Origin of the sequence: Vibrio sp. 10N.222.52.B12 (genome assembly GCF_002875385.1) — a bacterium.
Lineage (GTDB): Bacteria > Pseudomonadota > Gammaproteobacteria > Enterobacterales > Vibrionaceae > Vibrio > Vibrio jasicida.
Map to the genome: position 1 here is coordinate 1 of NZ_MDAW01000164.1, position 21,960 is coordinate 21,960.

Genomic DNA, 21,960 nt, shown 5'->3' on the forward strand with positions numbered 1-21,960 from the left:
CCGCGATGAACCATAAAAAAGCCGACAGTAAACTGTCGGCTTTCTACTTTCTGAGCCGCTTAGTTGTTTTGAACTAGCGTTAGAGCTTTACGAGAGACTTCGTGAGCCGCTTTAGTTAGGTTTTGCTTCTCTAGTGTGTCTGCTAGGTAAGCATAGTCAGAAACGTCTGAGCGAAGCTTTAGCGCAACTTCGAAATGTTCTTGTGCTTCTTGCCATTTCTCTTGGCGGAAGAAGAAGTGTGCCAATGCACTTTGTGCTGCTGCATTTTCTGGTTCACGTTTCAAGACACCTTCAAGGAAAACAATCACTGGGTGGCTATCTGGTAGGTTTAGCTCTGGCAGCAATTGGTATAGTTCAGGTGTTGGGCTCTTCTTCAGTGCTTCTTTGATCACAGTGAAGGCTTCGGCATCTGCTTTGCGTGAGATGAGCTCGTGAGCAAAACAACCGATCAGGTGAGCGTCTTGTTTTACCTTACGTGGCAGACTGTTCCAGTGTGAGATAAGACCTTCGCTACCTTGTTGCTGAGCCACTTCGTGTAGCAAACCACATTGAGCTTTCTGAATTAGCTCTGCTTGCTCTTCTTCTGTGATCAGTTTGGCTTTACTTAGTTGAGGCATTAGATCGATCAGTGGTTGCCATAGCTTAAGCTGCATGTAAGTAGTTTTTTGCAGGTTAAGAACAATCGAGTTATTCGCGTACTTGCCTTTTAGTGCTTGTAACGTATCGAATGCAGACTCGAACTCGTTATCACGAATGAACTGTTTCGCGCGAGTCAACTCTACTGCTAAGTGCGCATTCTCTTGTTGGCTTGCTAGCTCTAGGTACTGGTCACGCTTTGTTTTGTCACCTTGACCCTGCGCAGCTTCTGACGCTACTAGGTAGCAAAGCAACGGCATGTCGTGATGGTTTGCCCAGCGTGTCACTTTCTTCTCGGCACCTTTCCAGTCCCCTTCAAGTAGCTTGATGATGCCCTCGTTGGTGTAACGACGAGAACGACGCATTTTACGGACGCTAAAGTAGTTCCAAGTGCTTGAGCTTGCGTAAACCAGTTTCTTGACGACATATTCCAATAGGAACAATGCAGCCAGTGCGGCAATCACAAAAATCACTAGGGTAGTGACACTCATCTCAATGGTTTTATTGGCAATTGAGATCAGGACATAGCCTTGTTGGCCTGAGAATTGAGTGCCAACGAATAGACCGGCACCAAGAACAACAAATAGGAAAATAAGACGAACCATTACTTATCCTCCGTACCTGTCATTGTGGTTACTTCACGACGTAAGCGCTCGCGAATGACATCTGATAGCTGGTTTTGACTTTCTAGTTTCGCTGGGTATTCAACTTCGATGTCTTGTTTACTCAACTGGCTCAATGATTTGTTGAACTCTTTAACTGAATTATCATCTTGGTTGAAGAATGCCATTGCCCATTTGTCCGCGGTTTCCAAAGAGGTGGTGTATATTTCCCCTTGTTCTTGGTAAACCGATTTAATCGCTGTTTCGATCTTGGCTTTGATGTTCTCTTTCAAGTAGAAGTGTTGTTGTGGTGAGAGCAACGGAATCACATTGCCATCACGTGTACGGAAGGTAATGAAGTTCTCTGAGAAGTCTTTTAGTGAGGTCATCAGGTTATCTTGCCAGTTTGCAATATCTTCTGATACTTGTTGCTTCTCAACCGCTGCAGCTTCAGGTAGTAATGCATTTGCGAGAGGCAGTTTGTCTACTTGCTGTTGTAGTGCCGTTAAACGCAATACTAGGCCATCACGGTCAACTAGTGGCACAACACGTAGTTTAGTGATGTCGTTTGCCATTGCTTTACGCAAACCTACAAGGCTGGGATCGTTTAGCGCTGCGATACGCTGGTCTGCGCTTTCCATCAATTGAGTAGCACTTTCTACATCATGCTCTAAAAACAGCTTACGACCAGCCAGTTTTACTAGATAGTCAGCTTCTGCTAACAGCCAATCGTTTGGGCGACGGCCTTTCACATCGGCCACTGCCAATTGTAGGCTTTCAATACTTTTTCGTTGCTGACCAAGAACCACTTCAGCTTTGTGCGTTGCTGTCGTCGCTTTTTCTATAGTTTCTTCTTTTACTTGGTTTAGCTCTTGTTTCATTGCTGATTGAGCCTGCTCTAGTTGGCTCTGAAGCTGAGCGATCTGAGTTTGGTATTCTGATTGCTGTTCGAGCATTTTGTATGTCAAACCACCACCAAAAATAAGTGATAAGACGATAGCCACAGTACCCAGCTTCACGCCGCGTTTGCCTTGCTTCTCTTCAAATTCAACTTTGTTTGGTTCTGCTGGTTTGGTTGGTTCAGCAGGCTTTGAGTCTACCTTTTTAGGCTCAGATTCTTGTTGCGGTGTGTCTTTTTCAGCTAGCGGTGCCGATGCAGTTTGTTCGGAAAGGTTTTTATCGTTATTTTTTTGGTCGTTATTTTTACTTGTCATGCCTATATCCTGTGTAGCTAGGGCTGGAGAGCAGCCAGTAATTCTTGGTTGGATGCACTTCCTGTACATCTGACCTGAGAGAAGCCCCTTTGAATTGCGATGTCAGCGATGCGCTGACTGGGGATATACAACTCTTGTTGATTAAGCCAAACCAATTGTTCTGACGTCAATTGGTTGCACAAATAATCCAGTTGTTCACCACTGGTGACGATTATCTGGTCGATTTGTTGGGTTTTCCATAATGAGACACAGCTTACTGGATCGAATGGGATAAATTCTCTCTTATAAGTCTCACTATAGTTAACTTTTGCTCCGCGTCTCACCAATGCATCTTTAATCAGTTCCCGCCCTCCGTTGCCACGAAGGATTAGAACTGTTTGTTTTTCTACATTGTTTAGTTCGGGAAGCTGCAACAAGTGCTCACTATCACTGACTTGTGGATAGTGTACTTTCTGTTGAGTGCATTTGCTCAAATAGTGTGCTGTTTTTTGACCAACGGCAAGGTATATAGCCTGCTTGGGCCATGATTTAGCGTTGTTCTCTAAGATTTTCTCTGCGCATCGCACCGCATGTTGGCTGACTGCAATAATAATTTGCGTATTTTCGATGTATTTGGAGAGGTGCGTATTGCTAAGATCGGCAACGATGTCGATCAATGGATGATGGATTGCAGTAATGCCGTGCCTTTCGAGCAGAGAGCAAAGCGCGATGCCTTGCTCTCCCGGCCGAGTGACCAACACTGCCATGATTATTCGTGTTCTGCGTACAGCTTGGTTAGTATGTCGCGTGCACCGCCTTCAAGTAGCTCGTTAGCCAATTGAACGCCTAGTGCTTCGGCATCGTTGCGGTGACCACGAATTTCACCACGTACAATTAAGCTACCATCAGGCTCGCCAACCAGTGCGCGTAGCCAAATGTTGTCACCGTCAAGCAGTGAGTAACTGCCGATTGGCACCTGACAACCGCCTTCAAGGGTCAGGTTCATCGCACGCTCACAACGTACGCGATCTGCCGTATCTTGGTGGTTTAGTGGCTCAAGTAGTTTAAGTAGACGTTCGTCATCCACACGACACTCAATACCTACAGCACCTTGGCCTACCGCCGGCAGCGATTGCTCTGGCTCGATAAAGCTACGAATGCGCTCTTCTAGCTCAAGGCGCTTCAGACCTGCTGCGGCAAGAATGATGGCGTCGTATTCCCCTGCATCTAGCTTACCTAGGCGAGTGCCTACGTTGCCACGTAATTCTTTGATAACTAGGTCTGGGCGGTATTCTTTTAGCTGACACTGACGACGCAGGCTACAAGTACCTACAACTGCGCCTTGTGGCAGCTCATCAATGTTATTGTAAGTGTTAGAAACGAATGCATCACGTGGGTCTTCACGTTCACAAATCGTCACCAAACCAAGACCTTCAGGGAAGTCTACTGGTACATCTTTCATTGAGTGCACCGCAAGGTCCGCACGACCTTCAAGCATCGCCACTTCTAACTCTTTAACGAACAAGCCTTTACCACCAACTTTTGCTAGCGGCGTATCCAAAATGATGTCGCCTTTGGTCACCATAGTGACGAGTTCTACCTCAAGACCTGGATGAGCGGCTTGAAGTGCGTCTTTTACAAAGTGTGCTTGCCATAGAGCAAGAGGGCTTTTTCGAGTTGCAATGCGAATTGGCGTGGATTGTGTCATGGTCTTCTCAATGCTGTTTAAGTTTTGCTTAATCGTAACACTCAACGCGTGAAAATCTTAATGTTAGTTAGGCTTCTCTTGGTGTCATGAATGGAATTACATTGCATTATGGAAATAGTGTGACTGGATTCTCATTTAGACTAAGGACTATTATTAGTTAGAGGCGAATACGAGCGACACTACTGCGCTATCAATTTTGCGACTAGTGTGGGGTTTTGAAACCGCAACTATTTGCGGGTGGAAATCTTTACCAACTCTGATGAAAGTGTTAAATTGATCACGTTTTTAGACCTTTTTGGTTTAAAACGTCAGCAGATTTTCGTGATTGTTCAACCAAGGAACTTCCCTTGCAGGCTTACACCCAAAAACTTATTCAGCGACTAGATAACCTGAACCAGCAACGGATCGACCGTGCGCTGGCGCTTATGGATTCGCAAAGCCAGCAAGTCTTCCACTTGATTCCTGCCTTGTTGAACTACAACCATCCTGTTATTCCTGGCTACTACGATGCTGACGTACCTTATGGTGTGTTTGGTCTAGAGCTGAACGAACTCCAACAACGATTCCTTGATGATACTCAACTGACGATTGGGCAAGCGCTCAAGACAGCAGAGCTACCTGCGATCTTAGGTTTGTACACTATGGGCAGTACCTCTTCTATTGGTCAAAGTACTTCAAGTGATTTGGATATTTGGGTGTGTATCTCACCGGAGATGGATAACGACCAACGCGAGCTGCTGACCAACAAATGCTTGCTGATCACCGACTGGGCTCAAAGCCAAGGTGTGGAAGCGAACTTCTTCTTAATGGATGAAGAGCGTTTTCGTAGCAACCATTCTGAAGAGATGACTGGCGATAACTGTGGTTCTTCTCAGCATTTATTATTGCTGGATGAATTCTACCGTTCTGCTGTTCGTCTGGCTGGACAGCGTTTGTTGTGGCAAATCGTGCCACCAGAAATGGAAGAGTGTTACGACGAGTACGTTGCACAGCTTTGTAAAGATGGCTATATCAATTGTGATGAGTGGATCAACTTTGGTCAGCTTAACCGCATTCCTGCTGAAGAGTACTTTGGCTCGAACTTGTGGCAACTGTATAAGAGTATCGATTCTCCTTACAAATCCGTGTTGAAAGCGATCTTGCTTGAAGCTTACTCGTGGGAATACCCGCACACACAGCTTCTTAGCATCGACACTAAACGTCGCTTCTTTGCCCATGAGCCTGACTTGTACGGCATGGATGCATATTATTTGATGCTAGAGAAAGTAACGCGTTACCTAGAGCGAATCCAAGACGACACACGTTTGGATTTAGTTCGCCGCTGTTTCTACCTTAAAACCCATGAAAAACTGTCTCGTGAACCTGATGTAGGCTCTGTAGCTTGGCGTCGTGAAGCCTTGAGCGACATGATTGCGAAATGGGATTGGGATGAAGCGGTACTGGCAGAACTCGACGATCGCCGTAACTGGAAAGTAGAACAAGTGAAAGTGGTGCACCATGCATTGTTGGATGCTTTGATGCAAAGCTACCGTAACTTGATTCAGTTTGCGCGTCGTAACGACATTACTTCGGCGATCAGCCCGCAAGACATCAGTATTCTTGCTCGTAAGCTGTACGCGGCATTCGAAGTGCTGCCGGGTAAAGTTACCTTACTTAACCCGCAGATCTCTCCAGATCTTCATGAGCCAGACTTGAGTTTCATCGAAGTAAAAGAAGGTGGAGTGAACAAGTCAGGTTGGTACTTATACAAGCAGCCTTTGATTGCACACCGTATTCTTGGTCAGCCTTGCCTTGAGCACCATGAGTATTTGAGTAAGTTGGTTTCTTGGGCGTTCTTCAACGGTTTGATTACCGAGTCAACGCGTTTGCACGCGGTGGTGCGTGAGGCGCAGTTAGACATCGATAAGTTCTACCAAATGGTGAGTGACCTACGTAACACCTTCTCGTTACGCAAGCGTCGCCCAACCATGCAAGCGTTGGGTAGTCCGTGCGAAATTAGTCAGATGGCGATGTTCATCAACTTTGAAAATGACCCAACGGCAGAGCTGTCTGGTCGCTCACTCAAAGTGGATGTGAAGAACACTGATATCTTCAGCTTTGGTCCTGAGCAAATTAATTTGGTCGGCAGTGTCGATTTGGTTTATCGCAACTCATGGCACGAAGTGCGTACCCTGCACTTCAAAGGCGAAACCGCGATGTTGGATGCATTGAAGACCATTCTTGGCAAAATGCACCAAGATGCGATTCCGCCAGAATCGGTGGATGTATTCTGTTACGCGAAGAACATGCGTGGCGTGATGCGTAATATGGTTTACCAACTGTTAGCTGAGTGTATCGACTTACGTTTGAAGCCTGTTGAGCAAGAGAAACGCCGTCGCTTTAAAGCCATACGTCTTGCCAACCAAACTTATGGTTTGTTCTTTGAGCGTCGTGGCGTATCGGTTCAGAAGCTCGAGAACTCAGTTGATTTCTACCGCAGCATTTCAACTAACAAGCTGAAAGGTTCGCCGCTGTTGATGCTGGATCGTGAGCAAGAGTACCAGCTACCAGAAGTCGTAGATGGCTTTGCGAGTGAAGGTTTAGTGCAGTTCTTCTTTGAAGACACTGACGATGGTTTCAATATTTACGTATTAGATGAGTCAAACCAAGTTGAGGTTTACCACCAATTCAGTGGTTCTAAAGATGAAATGATTGCGTCAGTGAACAGCTTCTACACCTCGGTGAAAGATGATAGTCGTGTATCGTCAAAGTTTATTAACTTTAATTTGCCGCAGTACTACCAAATCATTCATCCGGAAGAAGGGAATACCTACATTATCCCTTACCGTAATGATGGCTGTACGCCAACTCGTCCAACTAAAGCGGTAAATGCGTAAAACGAATAATAAAAAAGAGCACCTCGGTGCTCTTTTTTCATTTAGGTGACTGGTCGTCACAAATACTCATTTGGCTTATGGCCAATCAATGGTTTCGCCAGCGTGCTTTTCACACTCTTCTTTCACCATTTCAAACAGTTCCATACCTGTTTTTGAGCAAGTCCATTTGTTCTCGAGTAGCTTGAAATGGAAGCCACCAGATTTCGACGCTAACCAAATCTCATGCATTGGCTCTTGGCGGTTAATGATGATTTGGCTGCGGTCTTCAAATTCTAATGTCATTACGTTGCCAGTGACTTCGTAATCAATGTCTGCGCCTGATTCATCGATGGATTCTTCGATGATTTGCATCTGTGCGTCCACCAGTTGATGAAATTCAGTATCGTTCATCCGTCTATCCTATTGCTTTTCCTGAGTGTGGTGCGATTATAGGGGGCATTGGTTTAATAATCACGATATGCAAAATGAAAAAATTACTTACTGTGTTGTTTGTGATGGTTGCAGCGACACTGGCCGGTTGCGGCCAATCAGGCTCACTTTACATCCCAGATGACGCTCAACAAAACGAGCAGTCACAATAATCAGCCACACCTTAGGGTGAAAACAGGGTTTAGCAGTCGAATTAATTAAGGGAAGCGAATTTTGGATTACTTCAACTATCAGGATGATGGCCAGCTTTGGGCCGAAGACGTCTCACTCCACGATCTTGCCGAGCAGCATGGCACTCCTCTTTATGTTTACTCACGTGCAACGCTAGAGCGTCACTGGAATGCGTTTGATAGCGCTGTGGGTCAGCATCCTCATCTTGTTTGTTATGCAGTAAAAGCAAACTCCAACCTTGGCGTATTGAATGCACTGGCTCGTTTAGGCTCAGGCTTTGATATTGTATCGGGTGGTGAGCTTGAGCGTGTTATCGCGGCTGGCGGTGATGCGAAGAAGGTTGTGTTCTCAGGCGTTGGTAAAACGCCGGCAGAAATGAAACGCGCACTGGAACTGGGCATTAAATGCTTCAACGTGGAATCAGAACCTGAGCTAGAGCGTTTGAACAAAGTCGCGGGCGAGCTAGGTGTGGTTGCACCGATTTCTCTACGAATTAACCCTGACGTAGACGCAAAAACGCACCCTTATATTTCGACTGGTCTGCGTGACAACAAGTTTGGCATCGCTTTTGACCGTGCTCCGGCAGTATATAAATTTGCTCAGAGCTTACCAAATCTCAATGTGCAAGGTATCGACTGCCACATTGGTTCTCAGCTGACTGAGATTGAACCTTTCATCGACGCAACAGATCGTCTATTAGCGTTGATTGATGACTTGAAAGCACAAGGCATCAACATTCGTCATCTGGACGTTGGTGGTGGTCTAGGCGTGGTATATCGTGATGAATTGCCACCACAGCCTTCGGATTACGCGAAAGCGTTGCTAAGCCGATTAGAGAACCACCAAGAGCTAGAGCTGATCTTCGAACCAGGTCGTGCGATTGCAGCGAATGCGGGTATTTTGTTAACGCGCGTGGAATTCCTAAAACACACTGAGCACAAAAACTTTGCCATTATTGATGCGGCAATGAACGATTTGATGCGTCCAGCACTTTACCAAGCATGGCAAGATATCGTGCCAGTCTCACCACGAGCAGGTGAAGCACAAACTTACGATTTGGTGGGGCCTATCTGTGAAACTGGCGATTTCTTGGGCAAAGATCGAGCACTAGTACTGCAAGAAGGTGATCTACTCGCGGTTCGCTCTGCAGGCGCCTATGGTTTTGTGATGTCTTCGAACTACAATACGCGTACCCGAGCGGCGGAAGTAATGGTGGATGGTAACCAAAGCCATCTTGTTCGCCAGCGTGAGGAGCTGACCAGTTTGTGGCAGCTGGAACAGATTCTACCGGAGTAACACACAACAAATGCATTTCCACTTTTCCAAAATGCACGGTTTGGGCAACGACTTTATGGTCGTCGACTGCATTACCCAAAACGTGTTTTTCTCCCAAGACTTGATCCGTCGTTTGGCGGATCGTCACACGGGCGTTGGCTTTGACCAACTGCTCGTGGTTGAAGCGCCGTATGATCCAGAAACCGACTTCCACTACCGCATTTTTAATGCCGATGGTAGTGAAGTTGAGCAGTGTGGTAATGGCGCTCGTTGTTTTGCGCGTTTTGTGCGTTTGAAAGGACTGACCAATCGATACAGCATTAGTGTTAGTACCAAGAAAGGTAAGATGATTCTTGATGTTGAAGACGATGGTGATGTAACGGTAAATATGGGCGTGCCTGAATTTGAACCAAGCAAGATCCCTTTCAAAGCGAAGCAAAAAGAGAAAACCTACATCATGCGAGCAGGTGAAAAAACCTTGTTCTGCGGTGCCGTAAGCATGGGCAACCCTCATGTTGTGACGGTGGTTGATGATGTTGATACGGCTGAGGTGGAAGCGCTTGGTCCATTGCTTGAGTCACATGAACGCTTCCCTGAGCGTGTGAATGCAGGCTTTATGCAGGTAGTGGATCGCAACAACATCCGTTTGCGTGTGTATGAACGTGGTGCGGGTGAAACCCAAGCTTGTGGTAGTGGGGCTTGTGGTGCCGTTGCGGTTGGCATTTTGCAAGGTCTTCTGGACGAGAACGTGAAAGTTTCCCTTCCGGGTGGTGACCTACGCATCTCTTGGCAAGGCCCAGGCAAACCATTATTTATGACCGGTCCTGCAACGCACGTATTTGATGGTCAATTGTCGTGCTAGTTGAAGAGCAGGAGAGTCAAGTCTCAGAAGTTGAAGCGGATGCTCTGACGGCGGAAGTCGTTGCGCAGTACTTAAAAGACCATCCAGATTTCTTTGTTCAGCGTCCTGAACTGATCGACCGTTTATCGATGCCGCATGTTGATTTGGGCACAGTTTCTTTGGTTCATATTCAAATGAACCGTCAGCGTCAGCGTATTGAAGAACTGGAAGAAGAGATCACGACACTGATGTCGTTGGCGGCAAATAACGATCGCACCTTCTACGAATTCATGGATTTGCAAGGGCAAATCCTCAAGTGCGGTGACTTCAAGCAGGTCATCAACGCCATTGAACTCAAAGCCAAAGATCTTGGTTTGAAGGCGTATGTGCGCCTATTGAGCCAGTGTGATGCTGCGACTCAATTGAGTAAGGAAAGCTACCAACGTTTTGCTACCAATCACTTAAACGGAAAAGACGCTTACTTAGGCCGTTTACGTAAAGTGGATCGCGAGGCGTTGTTTGGGAATATGGATGTTCCAGAAATGGGTTCCTATGTGGTGTTGCCACTCGTGAAAAAGCAGACGCTTGGCGTACTGGCATTTTCTAGCGAGGATGGCGGTCACTTCCAACCAGATATGGACACCTTGTTTTTGCGTCACCTATCCTTAGTAGTGGCACATCTCGCTCAAACATTGGTATGGCAAAGTCACCATGACGACAACTCCCAACACTCCTCTGCCAAATAGTCTTCAAAAGCCTCTTGAACGCTTCTACGAATTCTTGCGAAGCGAAAAGGGGCTTAGCCTGCACACCCAACGCAACTACAAACAACAATTGGAAACCATGGCTCACCACTTGGCTGAGATGGGGTTGAAAGATTGGTCACAAGTCGATGCGGGTTGGGTGCGTCAATTGGCAGGTAAAGGCATGCGTGAAGGCATGAAAGCCAGCAGCTTAGCGACGCGCTTATCTTCTCTACGCAGCTTTTTCGATTTCCTGATCCTACGTGGAGAAATGTCAGCGAACCCAGCCAAAGGGGTTTCGGCGCCACGTAAGAAACGTCCACTACCAAAGAACCTCGATGTGGATGAAGTAAACCAATTGCTTGAAGTTAACGAGGACGACCCGTTAGCGGTGCGCGATCGCGCCATGATGGAGCTAATGTACGGCGCTGGTCTGCGTTTGGCCGAGTTGGTCAGCATTGATGTTCGTCATGTTCAATTGCGCAGTGGAGAGTTGCGTGTGATTGGTAAAGGCGACAAAGAACGTAAAGTCCCGTTCTCTGGTATGGCAACAGAATGGGTCGGTAAGTGGTTGCGTGTGCGTGGTGATTTAGCTGCGCCGGGTGAGCCAGCGTTGTTTGTGTCTAAGCTGGGTACGCGAATCTCGCATCGCAGCGTGCAAAAGCGCATGGCGGAGTGGGGGCAGAAGCAATCTGTCGCGAGCCACATCAGCCCGCACAAACTGCGTCACTCGTTTGCGACCCACATGTTGGAATCGAGCAATAACTTACGTGCGGTGCAAGAGTTATTGGGGCACGAAAACATCTCCACCACCCAAATCTATACCCACTTGGATTTCCAACATTTAGCGCAAGCTTATGATCAGGCGCATCCAAGAGCGCGTAAGAGAAACGACGACAAGTCGGATTAATCAAGGAATCCCATGAAATTCTACCGCCGTATTGCGCCTGTAAAGGCGATGACGTTTGACCTTGATGACACTCTCTATGACAACTACCCAGTGATAGTTCGTATGGAGCGTGAGTTATTATCTTGGCTTCAACACTATCATCCGGCGGTCGCTCATATGGATAAAGCCGATTGGTTTGCACTCAAGCAACGTGTCGTGCAGCTACAACCTGAGCTGAAGAGTGACGTCACTTTGTGGCGTTTAAGGCAGCTCAAGCAAGCCTTCTCCCAAGTGGGTTACGATAACGAAGCGTCCCATGCCGCAGCGCAAGCCGCAGTAGAGGTTGCTTTAGATTGGCGTAACCGTTTTGAAGTACCACAGCAAAGCCTCGATGTACTTGCTGAACTGGGGCAAGAAATCCCGCTGGTAGCAATCACCAACGGCAATGTGGATTTAGATCGAATTGGTCTAACGCCTTATTTCCAACAAGTACTGAAAGCAGGGCCGGATGGTCGTGCGAAGCCGGCGCCGGATATGTTCAGTAAAGCACAGCGGTTTCTGGATTTGCCAAGTGAACATATTCTTCATGTCGGTGACCACTTAGTAACAGATATTCAAGGCGCGAAACTCGCGGGTTTTGCCGCATGCTGGTTTAATGATATGAATAAAAATGTCATTACTCAGGCAAAAACGCGAATGTTACCTGACATTGAAATCAATAACTTGCAGTCGTTACTCGCGCTTTTGTAATCGCTTTCGCATTAATCCATTCAATCTTAATTCTGACCCTAGAAAAGCCGCCTAAAGCCACGTAAATTACTCTCATCAAAGTAAAATAATAAAACCACTTTCATGTGGTGTGGCTTGATGACGGCAGTGGTAGGGTAAATGCGAGCATTCTCTCAACTGGTTCAAAATGTGGATCAGCTTAATGACTTTTTAGTCACTTCTCAGTGTTGTGCAGATAAACGTTATCTGGTGCAACTCTTATCCACCCAATCACGCGACTCCGCCGTCTCGCTCGCACGGGCAATACTCGAAAGATTACCCAACACGCACATCATAGGTCACAGCACTCGTCACGTTATCTTGGAAGGTGAAATCATTAACCATGGTTGCTTAGTGTGTGTGATGGAGTTTGAGCAAACCACGCTAACGTCTGCGGTTCAGCATTATTCCTTCTCGCCAGATATCGATGGCTACGATCTCAAGCAAGCTTTACAGCTACAAGATAACTCCAAAGCCATTATTAGCTTTTCTGTCCAAATCGAACGCCGTGATTATCCGGTGTATCGCGTATTTGATGCCGACGGTCCGAAGGTTTCTGGCGGCTTGGCTCAAACCATCGATGACGGTTGTTGGGTTCTGCATCAAGACCAAGTTTATGACGAAGCGGTTGTCGCGGTTGCCTTGCACAGCGATACCTTGAAAACATGGACGAGCGCGTATTCTGAGTGGAACCCGATTGGCATGCCGCACAAGGTTACTCACGCCAAAGGGACGCGTTTGTATCGTTTGGGGGAGCGTAAAGCGCTGGAAGTGTACAAACATTACCTTGCTGATGGGCACGACCTGACGCTTAATCAACTGCTGAATTTCCCACTTTATCGAGAATCCATTGGGCGCAAAGAGGTGTGTGCCGTGACGGAAATCCATCCCGACGGCAGCATGAGCTTTGATCGCCCTTGGTGTTTGGGTGATGAAGTGCAGTTTTGTTACAACCATCCTTCGTTAACGCTTGAGCAAGTTCGCCATGGGGTAGTGGGGCTTTCCATGCATCAGCCTGAAGCAGTGATGATTTATAACTGCGCATCGCGACTTGATTTTATTGATAGCAGCGATGAAGTTCGCGCCTTCACGGACATTTCCCACACGTCGGGCAGTTACTGCATGGGCGAGTTGTACGGCGAGAATCACCAACAAGAAATTCTGCACCATAGCCTGACTTACTTGGCGATGCGTGAAGGGGATGAAGTTACCGCGCTTAACATGCCACAGCAAGAAGTGAGCACTTCTATCTCTCCCTTGTTTAGTCTGATTCGCAATGCGATTGGCGATCTAAACAACATGAATACTCACATGGGCTATCAACTCGACCGCCAAGCGAAAAAGCTAGAACAGAGCTTCCGCCGAGATAGTCGTACAGGATTACAAAACCGCGTTGCGCTGCAAGAACGTTTGGTCAGCATTGATACCGATGAGCATTTACTGACGCTCAAACTGCTTAACTTTAGCCACATTAACGAAAAGTACGGCTATCGCGTTGGCGATCAACTGTTGAAAGACTTGTCGATGCACTTTAGCAATCGCCTACGCAAGCGCCTTGGTAAACCAGCTGCGCTGCAACTTTATAGCATTGGTGTTGGTGAGTGGGCGTTCTTATTTAAAGCTGACACCAGCAGTGAAGCGATCAAGCAACACTTTACTCGCTTTGCTGACGCGGTCGAGCAAACCAACTTTGAACCAAGTGGCTTACGAGACATTGATTACCTTTCGATTTCATTGTGCGGTGGCTTGGTTAGCCGTCGTGATTTCCCAACGGCATCGCCGGATGAATTGCTCCTCAAAGGCATTGAAGCACGAAGAGCAGGGGTGCGCAGTAATACGCACATCTGTAATGCCAAAGATATTGAGGTCAATGAAGATGTGCGAAAAGAGCAGTTGGGTTGGCTAAGCTGTGTGAGCCGCGCCATCCTCAAGCAGAACATCATCACCTACAGTCAGCCAATTGTGCACGCTTATAACCATCGTCCTGCGAGCCAAGAGTGTTTGGTACGCATCATGGAAGAGGATGGTAGCATCATTGCGCCGGGGCGTTTCTTACCCATCATTTCTGATACGCATTTGTACACGCGTTTGAGCCGTCACATGATTCGTTCAACGCTCAACTACATGCAAGACCAGCATGGTGACTTCTCAATTAATTTGTCACCTCAGGATTTACTCAGCGATAAAACCTTGATGTTGCTTGAACATGCTATTACCCAGCTCAATGACCCAAGACGTATTGGTTTAGAAGTGTTGGAATCAGAGCAAATCAAAGATTACGGAAGGATGATTGAGGTGTGCAGCCACTTTAGAAGCCTAGGCGCACGCATCATTGTTGACGACTTTGGTTCGGGGTATTCCAATATTGATGAGATCCTCAAATTAGAGCCAGAAGTAATTAAGCTCGATGGCAGTTTGATTCGCTACATCGACAAAGACCAAAAGCAGCGCAAGATTGCCTCGCAGTTGGTGCGTTTGTGTCAGGTGTTTAACGCCAAGACCGTCGCTGAGTTCGTGCACAACAAAGAGGTGTGCGACATTGCGCAGGACATGGGGGTGGACTATCTGCAAGGTTATTATTTGGGTGAACCGACACGTTTGTTTTAATGTAGCTTTGCTCTAATTGAGCTTAAGAGCTCTAAAGTTTTGTTTCACGTGAAACAGCATCCAATAAAAAACGCAGCGTTAGAGCTGCGTTTTTTTGATTCTTAAGAATGTTAGGCTTTGAACTCGTGACCACTTTTCTCGGCTTGGAAACGAGGAAGGTATTGCTCGAAGAAGTTCAGCATCTGTTTCTGGTTTTGCTCTTCACCAAGTTGCCCGATCAATTGGGCAGCCACTTCAAAGGTACATAAATTGCCTTCTTGTTGGTTGCGGCGCAGTTGATACTGGGAATCGGCTTGAGTGGCTAAGCCCATCATAGCGACGCCCTCTAGCCAACGGCTTTTATTGATCATCTTGCGCGCCTCTTGCCAAGTCGCATCAAGAATGATGTACAGCGGTCGTTTGCTTTGCTCGTTAGTTTGTTGCTGCACTTGTTCAAGTGTCAGGCTCTCTTCACTTGGGAATAGCAGTACTGGCAGTAGGCTTGGATTCGCTAGCGTTTCTAATAACTCCGCTGGTGGTGTTTTTCGGTCCCAAACGACTTGAGTGACATTCAGTTGGCACTGGGCGAGCAGTTTGCCAGTGTTGGTATCGCGCGTCAGTTCATTAGGGTGCATTAACAGCATCAGCGAGTGTTCACTGCTTAACTTGGGCAGCAGTGAACAGATGCAGTTGAACTGGAAGCCACAATGTGGACAAGGCTGCGCCATTACAAGCGCACTCCATCACGAACAGGGCTGATGCCATCTGAGAACAGACGCACACCGCTGACTTGTTCTTTGCTCGCTTTTGGCGCCAAGCTTGGGTTGATTGGGTAGCTTACGCCTGTGTATAGCATCACGTATTGCCCCGGTGTTGCACCGCCTCCGCTGACATTGAAAATCAGGTCACGCCAGCCGTGCGAGGTTTGTTGACCAAGCATAATTGGGCTTTGCACTAGCGTCATACGGCTGTTGAAGCGCCACTCTTTCTCGTAGTTTTCGAAGACGAGTAGAGTACAACCGCCAGAGCCACACCAATCAAGTTGCACCAGTAATTCTTCATCACCATCGCCATTCAGATCGTAGGTCAGCCAACGGTATTGGTTATTGCTTGGGTTGGTTTGATTAATGAAAAAGTAGTTACGTACCGCCGCATCCACTTTTGAATTAAATTCGGCACTGGATGGAATGTCCGCAGCTGCAATTGGCGCACTACCGCGTTCAGGCGCTTCTTGCTCAATGCCTGAGTTACGCACTGTTGCTGGGTATAGCACTAAGCCGCCATCGGCAATGGGATAAACCAAATTGCCCACTTTCTCTTTGACTGCTTTCAGCTGGTTGCCTTCGCGAGTAAATAGGCGCTCGGTCATTAAGCGTTGTTGCTGGTGGTGAGTCATCAATACTTGTACTTGCGATGGGCTCAGTTGTTGCCAGTAGCCGCGTTCAATCAATGGCGGTTGTCCGTCTGAATAGCTGTATTTGGTGATGGCACTGTGGTCGCTGTTGAGTGTCATTTGCACTTCGAAGCCTTGTGACTGGGTCGACGTCGCGACGTAAGTGTTCACCCACTCGAGTGTTGAATCTACGTTGGCCGCCATACCGCAGCCTTGGTAGGTTTTATCGTCATGCGCTAGTGTCGCTTTCCAGCCGTAGAGAGAGTTGCTCATGGTGTCTGAACACAAGTTCTCGGTCATGCGCAGTTCGCCGTCATCCAGTTGGTAAGTACGCTGACGAGGTTGCAATTTACTGCTGTCGATTTTTAGCGTTTGTGTCGACTTGCCCATTTGCTGGAACTTGAGTGTGTTGCTTTCAAAGCTGGCTGACCACGATGGCTCGTTACCAAAGACTCGTGTTGGTTTACTGGTTTGTTTGCAGCGTTGTGGGTTTTCTGTGGTGAGGAAGTTTACTTGCTCTACTACGAAGTTCGCGTCGAAGTCTGCAGAGAAACCATCAACACCAGGAGGATTGAGATGACCAATCACCTCTCCATACATGGTTTGATAAGGTTCATTGGTTAATGCGATGGCTCGTTGCACCTGTTGTGGTGACAATTGCAACCAATATTGTTTGTCGCTACCACAAGGTGTGATGTACTGGCTTTCATGCCCAATCACGACTTCACCACGCAGCATAAAGGTTTGAGGTAAGATGGTTTCAGGCTTATCTAAGGACGCAGGCGGAGTGGTTGGTGCGTCTGCATCGGACTGCTGTGGTTGCATGCTACATGCTTGCAGCACCAGCAGTGTGGCTAATGCCACTGGGTTTTTCAAAGCCTTCATGTTATATCTTCCTCATTACTCAATCTGCATCGGATGGCATTATGGCATATTGGTTATTTAAAACAGAACCAGATACCTTTTCTATTGACACGCTTCGAACCCAAAAGGTTTCATGTTGGGAGGGAGTTCGTAATTATCAGGCGCGTAATATGATGCGTGACCAAGTTAAATTGGACGACTTGGTGCTGATTTACCATTCCTCTTGTAAGAACGTGGGTGTGGCAGGTATTGCCAAAGTGACCCGTGAAGCGTATCCCGATCATTTCCAGTTTGACCTTGAGAGCGATTATTACGATCCAAAATCCGACCCAGAAAATCCGCGTTGGATAATGGTGGATATTGAGTTTGTGCGTAAGACTGAACGCTTGATTCCGTTGTCGGTCATGAAGGCGATGCCAGAGCTAGAAAACATGCCATTAGTGAAACGCGGCAATCGCTTATCGATCATGCCGGTGAGCGAAGAAGAGTGGCAAGCAATCCTCGGTAAAGAGAAGTTGCCGAGTCAGCGATAAAAGAAAAAGGGCTGCATAGTACAGCCCTTTGTGATTTTGCCGATAACCTGCTGTTGGTAGCCAATACAGGTTATAGCAGATGATCTTGCAGGTAGTGTGCAACCGCATCGTCGGCGTTGCTGCCGATCACTTCATTGTTTGGTAGTGCTTTCATCACTTTCTCGTGAGAGGTGCCCATCACCAAACCTTTACCCGCCATCGATAGCATTTCTACGTCGTTCATGCCGTCACCAAACGCAATGGTGTTTTCTAGTGTCAAACCAATTGATTCTGCCACTGCTTTTAGAGCGTCACCTTTAGAAACACCCGCACTCATTACTTCCAGACACCAAGGTGTTGAGAATGCGATGTTTAGTCGATCGCCAAACTGTTCACGCAGCTTCGTTTCGAAGGTAACAAGGTGTTCATGGTCTTGCGCTGGGTGGGTGAAGAACACTTTTGCAATGCCGTCTGTTGGCGCATTGTCTTGGTCGTACAACTTGTAAGTGAACTCTTCGTGGAAATCACGCAGTTGTTCGTCGTCTTTGTTCAGCAACCAGTCGTCATTTTGGTACATGTGGATAAGTATTTCAGGATCCGTTTTGATCGTGTCGATCACTGGCTGCACCAAATCTTCCGGTACGTTCTGGCTGTACATCTCTTGATCATTCTGGTCGTGCACACGAGCGCCGTTTGAAGTGATCATGTAAGCCGGAATACCTACCGTGCGACGAATGCTTGCGACGTCTACGTGGTGGCGACCCGTTGCAAAGACAAATGTGTAGCCTTGTTCATGCAGCGCTTTGAGCGTCTCTTTCGAGTAAGCGCTTAGCTGGTGGTTTGGTGCGAGTAAAGTGCCATCCAGATCTGAGGCAACGATTTTAGTGATCTCTTTGCAAGGTAGCGATGTGCTCATGAAGCCCTCGTAAACGGTTCGGATAGAGTAGAACAGGTTGATTGCACACGGAGCGCAGTAGATTGACTAGGTCGTACTGCTCCGAGTGCGGGGAACGTGATGAAGTTTACGCCAAAATAAGGAGGAAAAAGAGGGTAAATCGCAGACCTCGTATTTCCTCTTTAATTCATTTTATGCGCTTTGAGCACGCATAAAGGAAAAGACAGCGTCCAGAGCTTGGTTACGATACTGGTCTTTTTCGAACAAAATTTCGTGCTCTGCACCAGCAATCGAAACTAGGCTGGCATTGGGGTTGGTCTTACTTAGCTTATCGATAAAGCGTTGCTGCGCGGCGTTACTCACGATGCGATCGCTACCTGACTGAACCAATAAAACCGGAACTTTAATTTGGCGTGTCAGCAAAATACATTGCTTGGCAGCCATTAACCCTTGCCAAACCCAGCGAGTGCTTGGCCCCCCGACTTGCAGTTCGGGCTTGTCGTTGTATAAACCACGGAACCAATGATAGCGATCGTAGCTTTGGCTAAGGGGGTTATCTTCAAACGGTTTTGTGTAATACGCTTTATGTCCCGGAGCATAGCTAGGCTTTGTCGAAACTGCCGCTAAGATTTGACTGACCGGAATCGCGATAGGGCTGAGATACCAAGGTAGGTTGATACCAAACATTGGAGAACTCAGAATCAAACCATCAAAGTTGTGTTCTGGATGTGTTTGCAGGTAGCGCGTGGCAATTGCACCGCCCATTGAGTGAGCAATGATAAAGCGTTGCTGGTATCCGCTTAAATCAAGCTGCTGCAGCACTAATTCCATATCTTCAATGTAATCATTAAAGTCATAGACGTGACCCATGTCTGAGTCTGAAATTAGGCGATCTGATAAACCTTGTCCTCGGTGGTCAAACGAATAAACGTCATAACCTTGTCGGTACAGGTCGTAGAACAGTTCTTGGTATTTCCAGGAAGCTTCAATGCGACCGTTAACGATCAGCACGGCTTTTGTGTGCTCAGGATTGGTGAGTTTGCACCAGTAGATTTTCTTTTTCTCTGTCCCTTTTACAAAGCCTTCTTGGCGTTCTTGCCAAAGTGCTGCGATTGGACCACCTATTGCTTGCTCAAATAAAGTCTCTTGAGTATAAGTCAAAGGTGAATGGTTAATAGCCATTAGTCGATTACCTAAAGATACGTTGTTACCGCGACGTATCATCGAAGAATTATTGAGGAAATGCAATGGATACCCATGTTTGGTTAGCCTATGTGGTAACAGCAATTGTTTTTAGTCTGGCTCCGGGATCTGGTACCGTCAACTCGATCAGTAATGGTCTGAGTTACGGCACGCGTAAGTCATTGGGTGCTATCGTTGGTTTACAGATTGGTTTGGCAATTCATATTGCTTTGGTTGGCGCTGGCATTGGTGCTTTAGTCGCGCAATCGGCAACGGCATTTACTGTGATCAAATGGGTTGGTGCAGCTTACCTTGTGTGGCTTGGCATTCAAAAGTGGCGTGATACATCCGGCTTGGTTGCGACCGAAAGTCACCAAACCATGTCAGGTACTTCTCTGTTGTACAAAGCCATTCTTATCAACCTGACTAACCCGAAATCGATCGTATTCTTGGTGGCACTGTTTCCACAATTTATTGACCCAGCGAAAGACCAACTGACTCAGCTGTTGGTTTTGGGTGTGACCACAGTGACCATTGATGCGTTTGTGATGCTGGGTTACACCAGTTTAGCCGCACAAATGGGACGCTTTATTCGCTCAGATAAGATCATGGGCAAAATTAATAAAGTATTCGGTTCAATGTTCATGGGATGTGGTGCATTATTAGCGGCAGCTAAGTAACAAGTTATAAAAAGCACAATAATTTCGAATGAAAAATGCGTATGTCGCCCGCCAGCCTATCTTTAATCGAAAAAGACAGACGCTGGGATATGAGTTGTTGTTCCGTGATGGTGAAAGTAATGCCTATCCTGCACACATCGATTCAAACAGGGCGACATACCGATTGATAGTAGAGAACTTTCTCTCTGTCGGAACCAATCCTCTGATTGCATCTTCACGATGCTTCATCAATTTTCCTCACCAAAGTTTGCTGCGTCGGCTGCCAAGAAGCTTGCCGAAAAACAAAATCGTGGTTGAGGTACTCGAAACCTGCCAACCAACCGATGAGCTGCTTGAAGCCATTCGCGAACTGTACCGTGAAGGCTATTTGATTGCGCTTGATGACTTCACGTTGACTGACGAATGGCGTCGTTTCTTACCGTATGTCCATATCGTGAAACTCGATATCATGGCGATGGGGCTAAAAAAGGCATGCGACTTAGTTAAGAAGCACACTAAAAAGCGCACCAAATACCATTTCTTAGCTGAGCGAGTAGAAACCGAAGCTGAGTTTGAAGCGACCAAAGAGGCAGGCTTTAAATTCTTCCAAGGCTACTTCTTCAGTAAGCCAGAAGTGATGCAGACTAAATACGTGAGCCCCGAGCAAGTTCTGGCGCTTAAGTTATTTAGAGAAGTGTGTGTTCCCGATCCTGACTTCGACCGGATTGAAAACATCATTACCCAAGATGTCACGCTGTCGTACAAGCTACTGCGTTTTGTGAATACGCAATCGACCACGTTAGAAGTGACCATCACTTCATTCCGTCAAGCGTTGATTTATTTGGGGCAAGAGAAACTCAAAATGTTTGTCTCGTTAGTGGTAGCGTCTTATATCTCCAGCACGAAACCGCGCGAGTTATATAACTTGTCTCTACAAAGAGCACAATTCTGCGAGGCCATGTCGCGTTATCGACCTCTTTCGCATCTCAACGAGCAGGGTTTTATGGTTGGCTTGTTATCGATTCTCGATGCCATGCTCGATTTGTCTGTCGAATCTTTAGTTGGGCAGTTGCCGTTAAGTCCTTCCGTGCAGCAAGCTTTGTTGCATCGCCAAGGTGAATACGGTGCGTTACTGGCAATTGAAGAGTGTTACGAGCGTGCAGACTGGGCAGGCGTGGAGCAATTCTCCCAGCAACTCGGTCTTTCTGTCGATGATGTGAAGTCTGAACTTGGCGAAGCCGTTCGCTGGAGTCAGACCTTTTCTGGCGCCTAATCTGATCAAATATTAAACTTTTATTACAGTCGAGCACGATCGCTTGACGGCATCCTATTTTTAAATAAATATATGCGCATATCCATATATAGGTATGTAAGTATGCTTCCACATCAGTTCTTCAAACTTCTTTCCGACGAGACTCGTGTGCGTTGCTTAATGCTGGTGGTTCGTGAAGGGGAAACCTGTGTTGGTGATTTAGCCCATGCGCTGCAAGAAAGCCAACCAAAGATTTCTCGCCATCTGGCTCAGCTAAGATCAAATGGTATTTTAGTTGATAAACGCCAGGGGCAATGGGTGTACTACGAGCTGTCAGATCAATTACCGGGATGGATGCAAAAATTGATTGATGACTTGGTGGCCTCGAACTGCTTAAAGCAAGAGTACCAAGACGATATTTCACGTTTGCAAGACAAAGCTCGTGCAGCGTGCTGTTAACCAGCGAAAGCTTAAAGGTAGAAGATT

20 protein-coding genes and 1 pseudogene are annotated in these 21,960 nt (G+C 47.0%); 12 read left to right on the top strand and 9 right to left on the bottom strand.

Going from position 1 to position 21,960, the window contains the following annotated elements; translation table 11 throughout:
- Nucleotides 1–59 precede the first annotated feature (59 nt).
- From BCT11_RS25850 to hemC, 4 genes are read right to left on the bottom strand one after another with little or no spacing between them, the layout of a single operon-like run.
- On the bottom strand, nt 60–1,241 hold the full coding sequence (locus BCT11_RS25850) for a heme biosynthesis HemY N-terminal domain-containing protein (RefSeq protein WP_102389624.1): 1,182 nt from the start codon (nt 1,239–1,241) through the stop codon (nt 60–62).
- A complete protein-coding gene (locus BCT11_RS25855; RefSeq protein WP_038872495.1) occupies nt 1,241–2,452 on the bottom strand; it encodes a uroporphyrinogen-III C-methyltransferase in 1,212 nt (403 codons plus the stop codon). The genes BCT11_RS25850 and BCT11_RS25855 overlap by 1 nt, the downstream gene beginning before the upstream one ends.
- Before the next feature lie 17 nt (nt 2,453–2,469).
- Nucleotides 2,470–3,198 (bottom strand): uroporphyrinogen-III synthase, encoded by a 729-nt coding sequence (locus BCT11_RS25860; protein WP_102389626.1) that lies wholly within the window; start codon nt 3,196–3,198, stop codon nt 2,470–2,472.
- Nucleotides 3,199–3,200: 2 nt separating this feature from the next.
- Nucleotides 3,201–4,139, bottom strand: a complete 939-nt coding sequence (hemC, locus tag BCT11_RS25865) for a hydroxymethylbilane synthase (protein ID WP_102389628.1) — start codon at nt 4,137–4,139, stop codon at nt 3,201–3,203.
- Nucleotides 4,140–4,486: 347 nt separating this feature from the next.
- Here hemC and BCT11_RS25870 point away from each other — a divergent pair, with 347 nt between their 5' ends.
- Nucleotides 4,487–7,015, top strand: a complete 2,529-nt coding sequence (locus BCT11_RS25870; RefSeq protein ID WP_102389630.1) for a class I adenylate cyclase — start codon at nt 4,487–4,489, stop codon at nt 7,013–7,015.
- A gap of 75 nt (nt 7,016–7,090) precedes the next feature.
- Here the strand turns inward: BCT11_RS25870 and cyaY are convergent, their stop codons facing one another.
- A complete protein-coding gene (cyaY, locus tag BCT11_RS25875) occupies nt 7,091–7,405 on the bottom strand; it encodes an iron donor protein CyaY (RefSeq protein WP_038872506.1) in 315 nt (104 codons plus the stop codon).
- On the opposite strand from cyaY, the pseudogene BCT11_RS25880 reads away from it, so the two are divergent.
- From BCT11_RS25880 to BCT11_RS25910, 7 genes and pseudogenes are all read left to right on the top strand, one after another.
- Nucleotides 7,385–7,596 (top strand): annotated as a pseudogene (locus BCT11_RS25880) (lipoprotein). The gene cyaY and the pseudogene BCT11_RS25880 sit on opposite strands and share 21 nt — an antisense overlap.
- Before the next feature lie 61 nt (nt 7,597–7,657).
- Nucleotides 7,658–8,911: a diaminopimelate decarboxylase gene (gene lysA / locus BCT11_RS25885; RefSeq protein WP_038881541.1), complete on the top strand. Its 1,254-nt coding sequence runs from the start codon at nt 7,658–7,660 to the stop codon at nt 8,909–8,911.
- Between the two features lie 10 nt (nt 8,912–8,921).
- On the top strand, nt 8,922–9,752 hold the full coding sequence (gene dapF, locus BCT11_RS25890; RefSeq protein ID WP_038872510.1) for a diaminopimelate epimerase: 831 nt from the start codon (nt 8,922–8,924) through the stop codon (nt 9,750–9,752).
- Nucleotides 9,746–10,477, top strand: a complete 732-nt coding sequence (locus tag BCT11_RS25895; protein ID WP_039977283.1) for a DUF484 family protein — start codon at nt 9,746–9,748, stop codon at nt 10,475–10,477. The genes dapF and BCT11_RS25895 overlap by 7 nt, the downstream gene beginning before the upstream one ends.
- A complete protein-coding gene (gene xerC / locus BCT11_RS25900) occupies nt 10,443–11,384 on the top strand; it encodes a tyrosine recombinase XerC (RefSeq protein WP_038881538.1) in 942 nt (313 codons plus the stop codon). The genes BCT11_RS25895 and xerC overlap by 35 nt, the downstream gene beginning before the upstream one ends.
- A 12-nt stretch (nt 11,385–11,396) precedes the next feature.
- Complete coding sequence (gene yigB, locus BCT11_RS25905) at nt 11,397–12,113, top strand: 5-amino-6-(5-phospho-D-ribitylamino)uracil phosphatase YigB (RefSeq protein ID WP_102389632.1); 717 nt, start codon at nt 11,397–11,399, stop codon at nt 12,111–12,113.
- A 138-nt stretch (nt 12,114–12,251) separates the two neighbouring features.
- Nucleotides 12,252–14,738 carry an EAL domain-containing protein gene (locus tag BCT11_RS25910; RefSeq protein WP_102389634.1) on the top strand — a complete coding sequence of 829 codons (2,487 nt, stop codon included), beginning with the start codon at nt 12,252–12,254 and terminating at the stop codon, nt 14,736–14,738.
- Between the two features lie 110 nt (nt 14,739–14,848).
- Here BCT11_RS25910 and BCT11_RS25915 read toward each other — a convergent pair whose 3' ends face one another.
- Both BCT11_RS25915 and BCT11_RS25920 read right to left on the bottom strand, forming a co-directional pair.
- On the bottom strand, nt 14,849–15,445 hold the full coding sequence (locus BCT11_RS25915) for a tRNA-uridine aminocarboxypropyltransferase (RefSeq protein WP_102389658.1): 597 nt from the start codon (nt 15,443–15,445) through the stop codon (nt 14,849–14,851).
- Nucleotides 15,445–16,995: a hypothetical protein gene (locus BCT11_RS25920; protein WP_102389660.1), complete on the bottom strand. Its 1,551-nt coding sequence runs from the start codon at nt 16,993–16,995 to the stop codon at nt 15,445–15,447. Before BCT11_RS25920 ends, BCT11_RS25915 begins: the two co-directional genes overlap by 1 nt.
- A gap of 41 nt (nt 16,996–17,036) precedes the next feature.
- On the opposite strand from BCT11_RS25920, the gene BCT11_RS25925 reads away from it, so the two are divergent.
- Nucleotides 17,037–17,507, top strand: coding sequence for an EVE domain-containing protein (locus BCT11_RS25925; protein ID WP_039977277.1), 471 nt, complete (start codon nt 17,037–17,039; stop codon nt 17,505–17,507).
- 70 nt (nt 17,508–17,577) lie between these two features.
- Here BCT11_RS25925 and BCT11_RS25930 read toward each other — a convergent pair whose 3' ends face one another.
- Nucleotides 17,578–18,402 (bottom strand): Cof-type HAD-IIB family hydrolase, encoded by an 825-nt coding sequence (locus BCT11_RS25930; RefSeq protein ID WP_005438534.1) that lies wholly within the window; start codon nt 18,400–18,402, stop codon nt 17,578–17,580.
- 171 nt (nt 18,403–18,573) lie between these two features.
- The gene (locus tag BCT11_RS25935; RefSeq protein ID WP_042604090.1) at nt 18,574–19,563 is read right to left on the bottom strand and encodes an alpha/beta fold hydrolase; all 990 of its coding nucleotides are present in this window, start codon (nt 19,561–19,563) and stop codon (nt 18,574–18,576) included.
- Between the two features lie 65 nt (nt 19,564–19,628).
- Here BCT11_RS25935 and rhtB point away from each other — a divergent pair, with 65 nt between their 5' ends.
- From rhtB to BCT11_RS25950, 3 genes are all read left to right on the top strand, one after another.
- Nucleotides 19,629–20,243: a homoserine/homoserine lactone efflux protein gene (gene rhtB, locus BCT11_RS25940; RefSeq protein ID WP_005452019.1), complete on the top strand. Its 615-nt coding sequence runs from the start codon at nt 19,629–19,631 to the stop codon at nt 20,241–20,243.
- Between the two features lie 28 nt (nt 20,244–20,271).
- Complete coding sequence (locus BCT11_RS25945; RefSeq protein WP_038872529.1) at nt 20,272–21,495, top strand: EAL and HDOD domain-containing protein; 1,224 nt, start codon at nt 20,272–20,274, stop codon at nt 21,493–21,495.
- 102 nt (nt 21,496–21,597) lie between these two features.
- Nucleotides 21,598–21,933, top strand: coding sequence for a metalloregulator ArsR/SmtB family transcription factor (locus BCT11_RS25950; protein WP_009705162.1), 336 nt, complete (start codon nt 21,598–21,600; stop codon nt 21,931–21,933).
- Nucleotides 21,934–21,960 lie beyond the last annotated feature (27 nt).

Bases quoted from the DNA above. Each gene is read 5' to 3' on its own strand.
- BCT11_RS25850 (WP_102389624.1), bottom strand. From the start codon at position 1,241: ATGGTTCGTCTTATTTTCCTATTTGTTGTTCTTGGTGCCGGTCTATTC.
- BCT11_RS25855 (WP_038872495.1), bottom strand. From the start codon at position 2,452: ATGACAAGTAAAAATAACGACCAAAAAAATAACGATAAAAACCTTTCC.
- BCT11_RS25860 (WP_102389626.1), bottom strand. From the start codon at position 3,198: ATGGCAGTGTTGGTCACTCGGCCGGGAGAGCAAGGCATCGCGCTTTGC.
- hemC (WP_102389628.1), bottom strand. From the start codon at position 4,139: ATGACACAATCCACGCCAATTCGCATTGCAACTCGAAAAAGCCCTCTT.
- cyaY (WP_038872506.1), bottom strand. From the start codon at position 7,405: ATGAACGATACTGAATTTCATCAACTGGTGGACGCACAGATGCAAATC.
- dapF (WP_038872510.1), top strand. From the start codon at position 8,922: ATGCATTTCCACTTTTCCAAAATGCACGGTTTGGGCAACGACTTTATG.
- xerC (WP_038881538.1), top strand. From the start codon at position 10,443: ATGACGACAACTCCCAACACTCCTCTGCCAAATAGTCTTCAAAAGCCT.
- yigB (WP_102389632.1), top strand. From the start codon at position 11,397: ATGAAATTCTACCGCCGTATTGCGCCTGTAAAGGCGATGACGTTTGAC.
- BCT11_RS25910 (WP_102389634.1), top strand. From the start codon at position 12,252: ATGCGAGCATTCTCTCAACTGGTTCAAAATGTGGATCAGCTTAATGAC.
- BCT11_RS25915 (WP_102389658.1), bottom strand. From the start codon at position 15,445: ATGGCGCAGCCTTGTCCACATTGTGGCTTCCAGTTCAACTGCATCTGT.
- BCT11_RS25920 (WP_102389660.1), bottom strand. From the start codon at position 16,995: ATGAAGGCTTTGAAAAACCCAGTGGCATTAGCCACACTGCTGGTGCTG.
- BCT11_RS25925 (WP_039977277.1), top strand. From the start codon at position 17,037: ATGGCATATTGGTTATTTAAAACAGAACCAGATACCTTTTCTATTGAC.
- BCT11_RS25930 (WP_005438534.1), bottom strand. From the start codon at position 18,402: ATGAGCACATCGCTACCTTGCAAAGAGATCACTAAAATCGTTGCCTCA.
- BCT11_RS25935 (WP_042604090.1), bottom strand. From the start codon at position 19,563: ATGGCTATTAACCATTCACCTTTGACTTATACTCAAGAGACTTTATTT.
- rhtB (WP_005452019.1), top strand. From the start codon at position 19,629: ATGGATACCCATGTTTGGTTAGCCTATGTGGTAACAGCAATTGTTTTT.
- BCT11_RS25945 (WP_038872529.1), top strand. From the start codon at position 20,272: ATGAAAAATGCGTATGTCGCCCGCCAGCCTATCTTTAATCGAAAAAGA.
- BCT11_RS25950 (WP_009705162.1), top strand. From the start codon at position 21,598: ATGCTTCCACATCAGTTCTTCAAACTTCTTTCCGACGAGACTCGTGTG.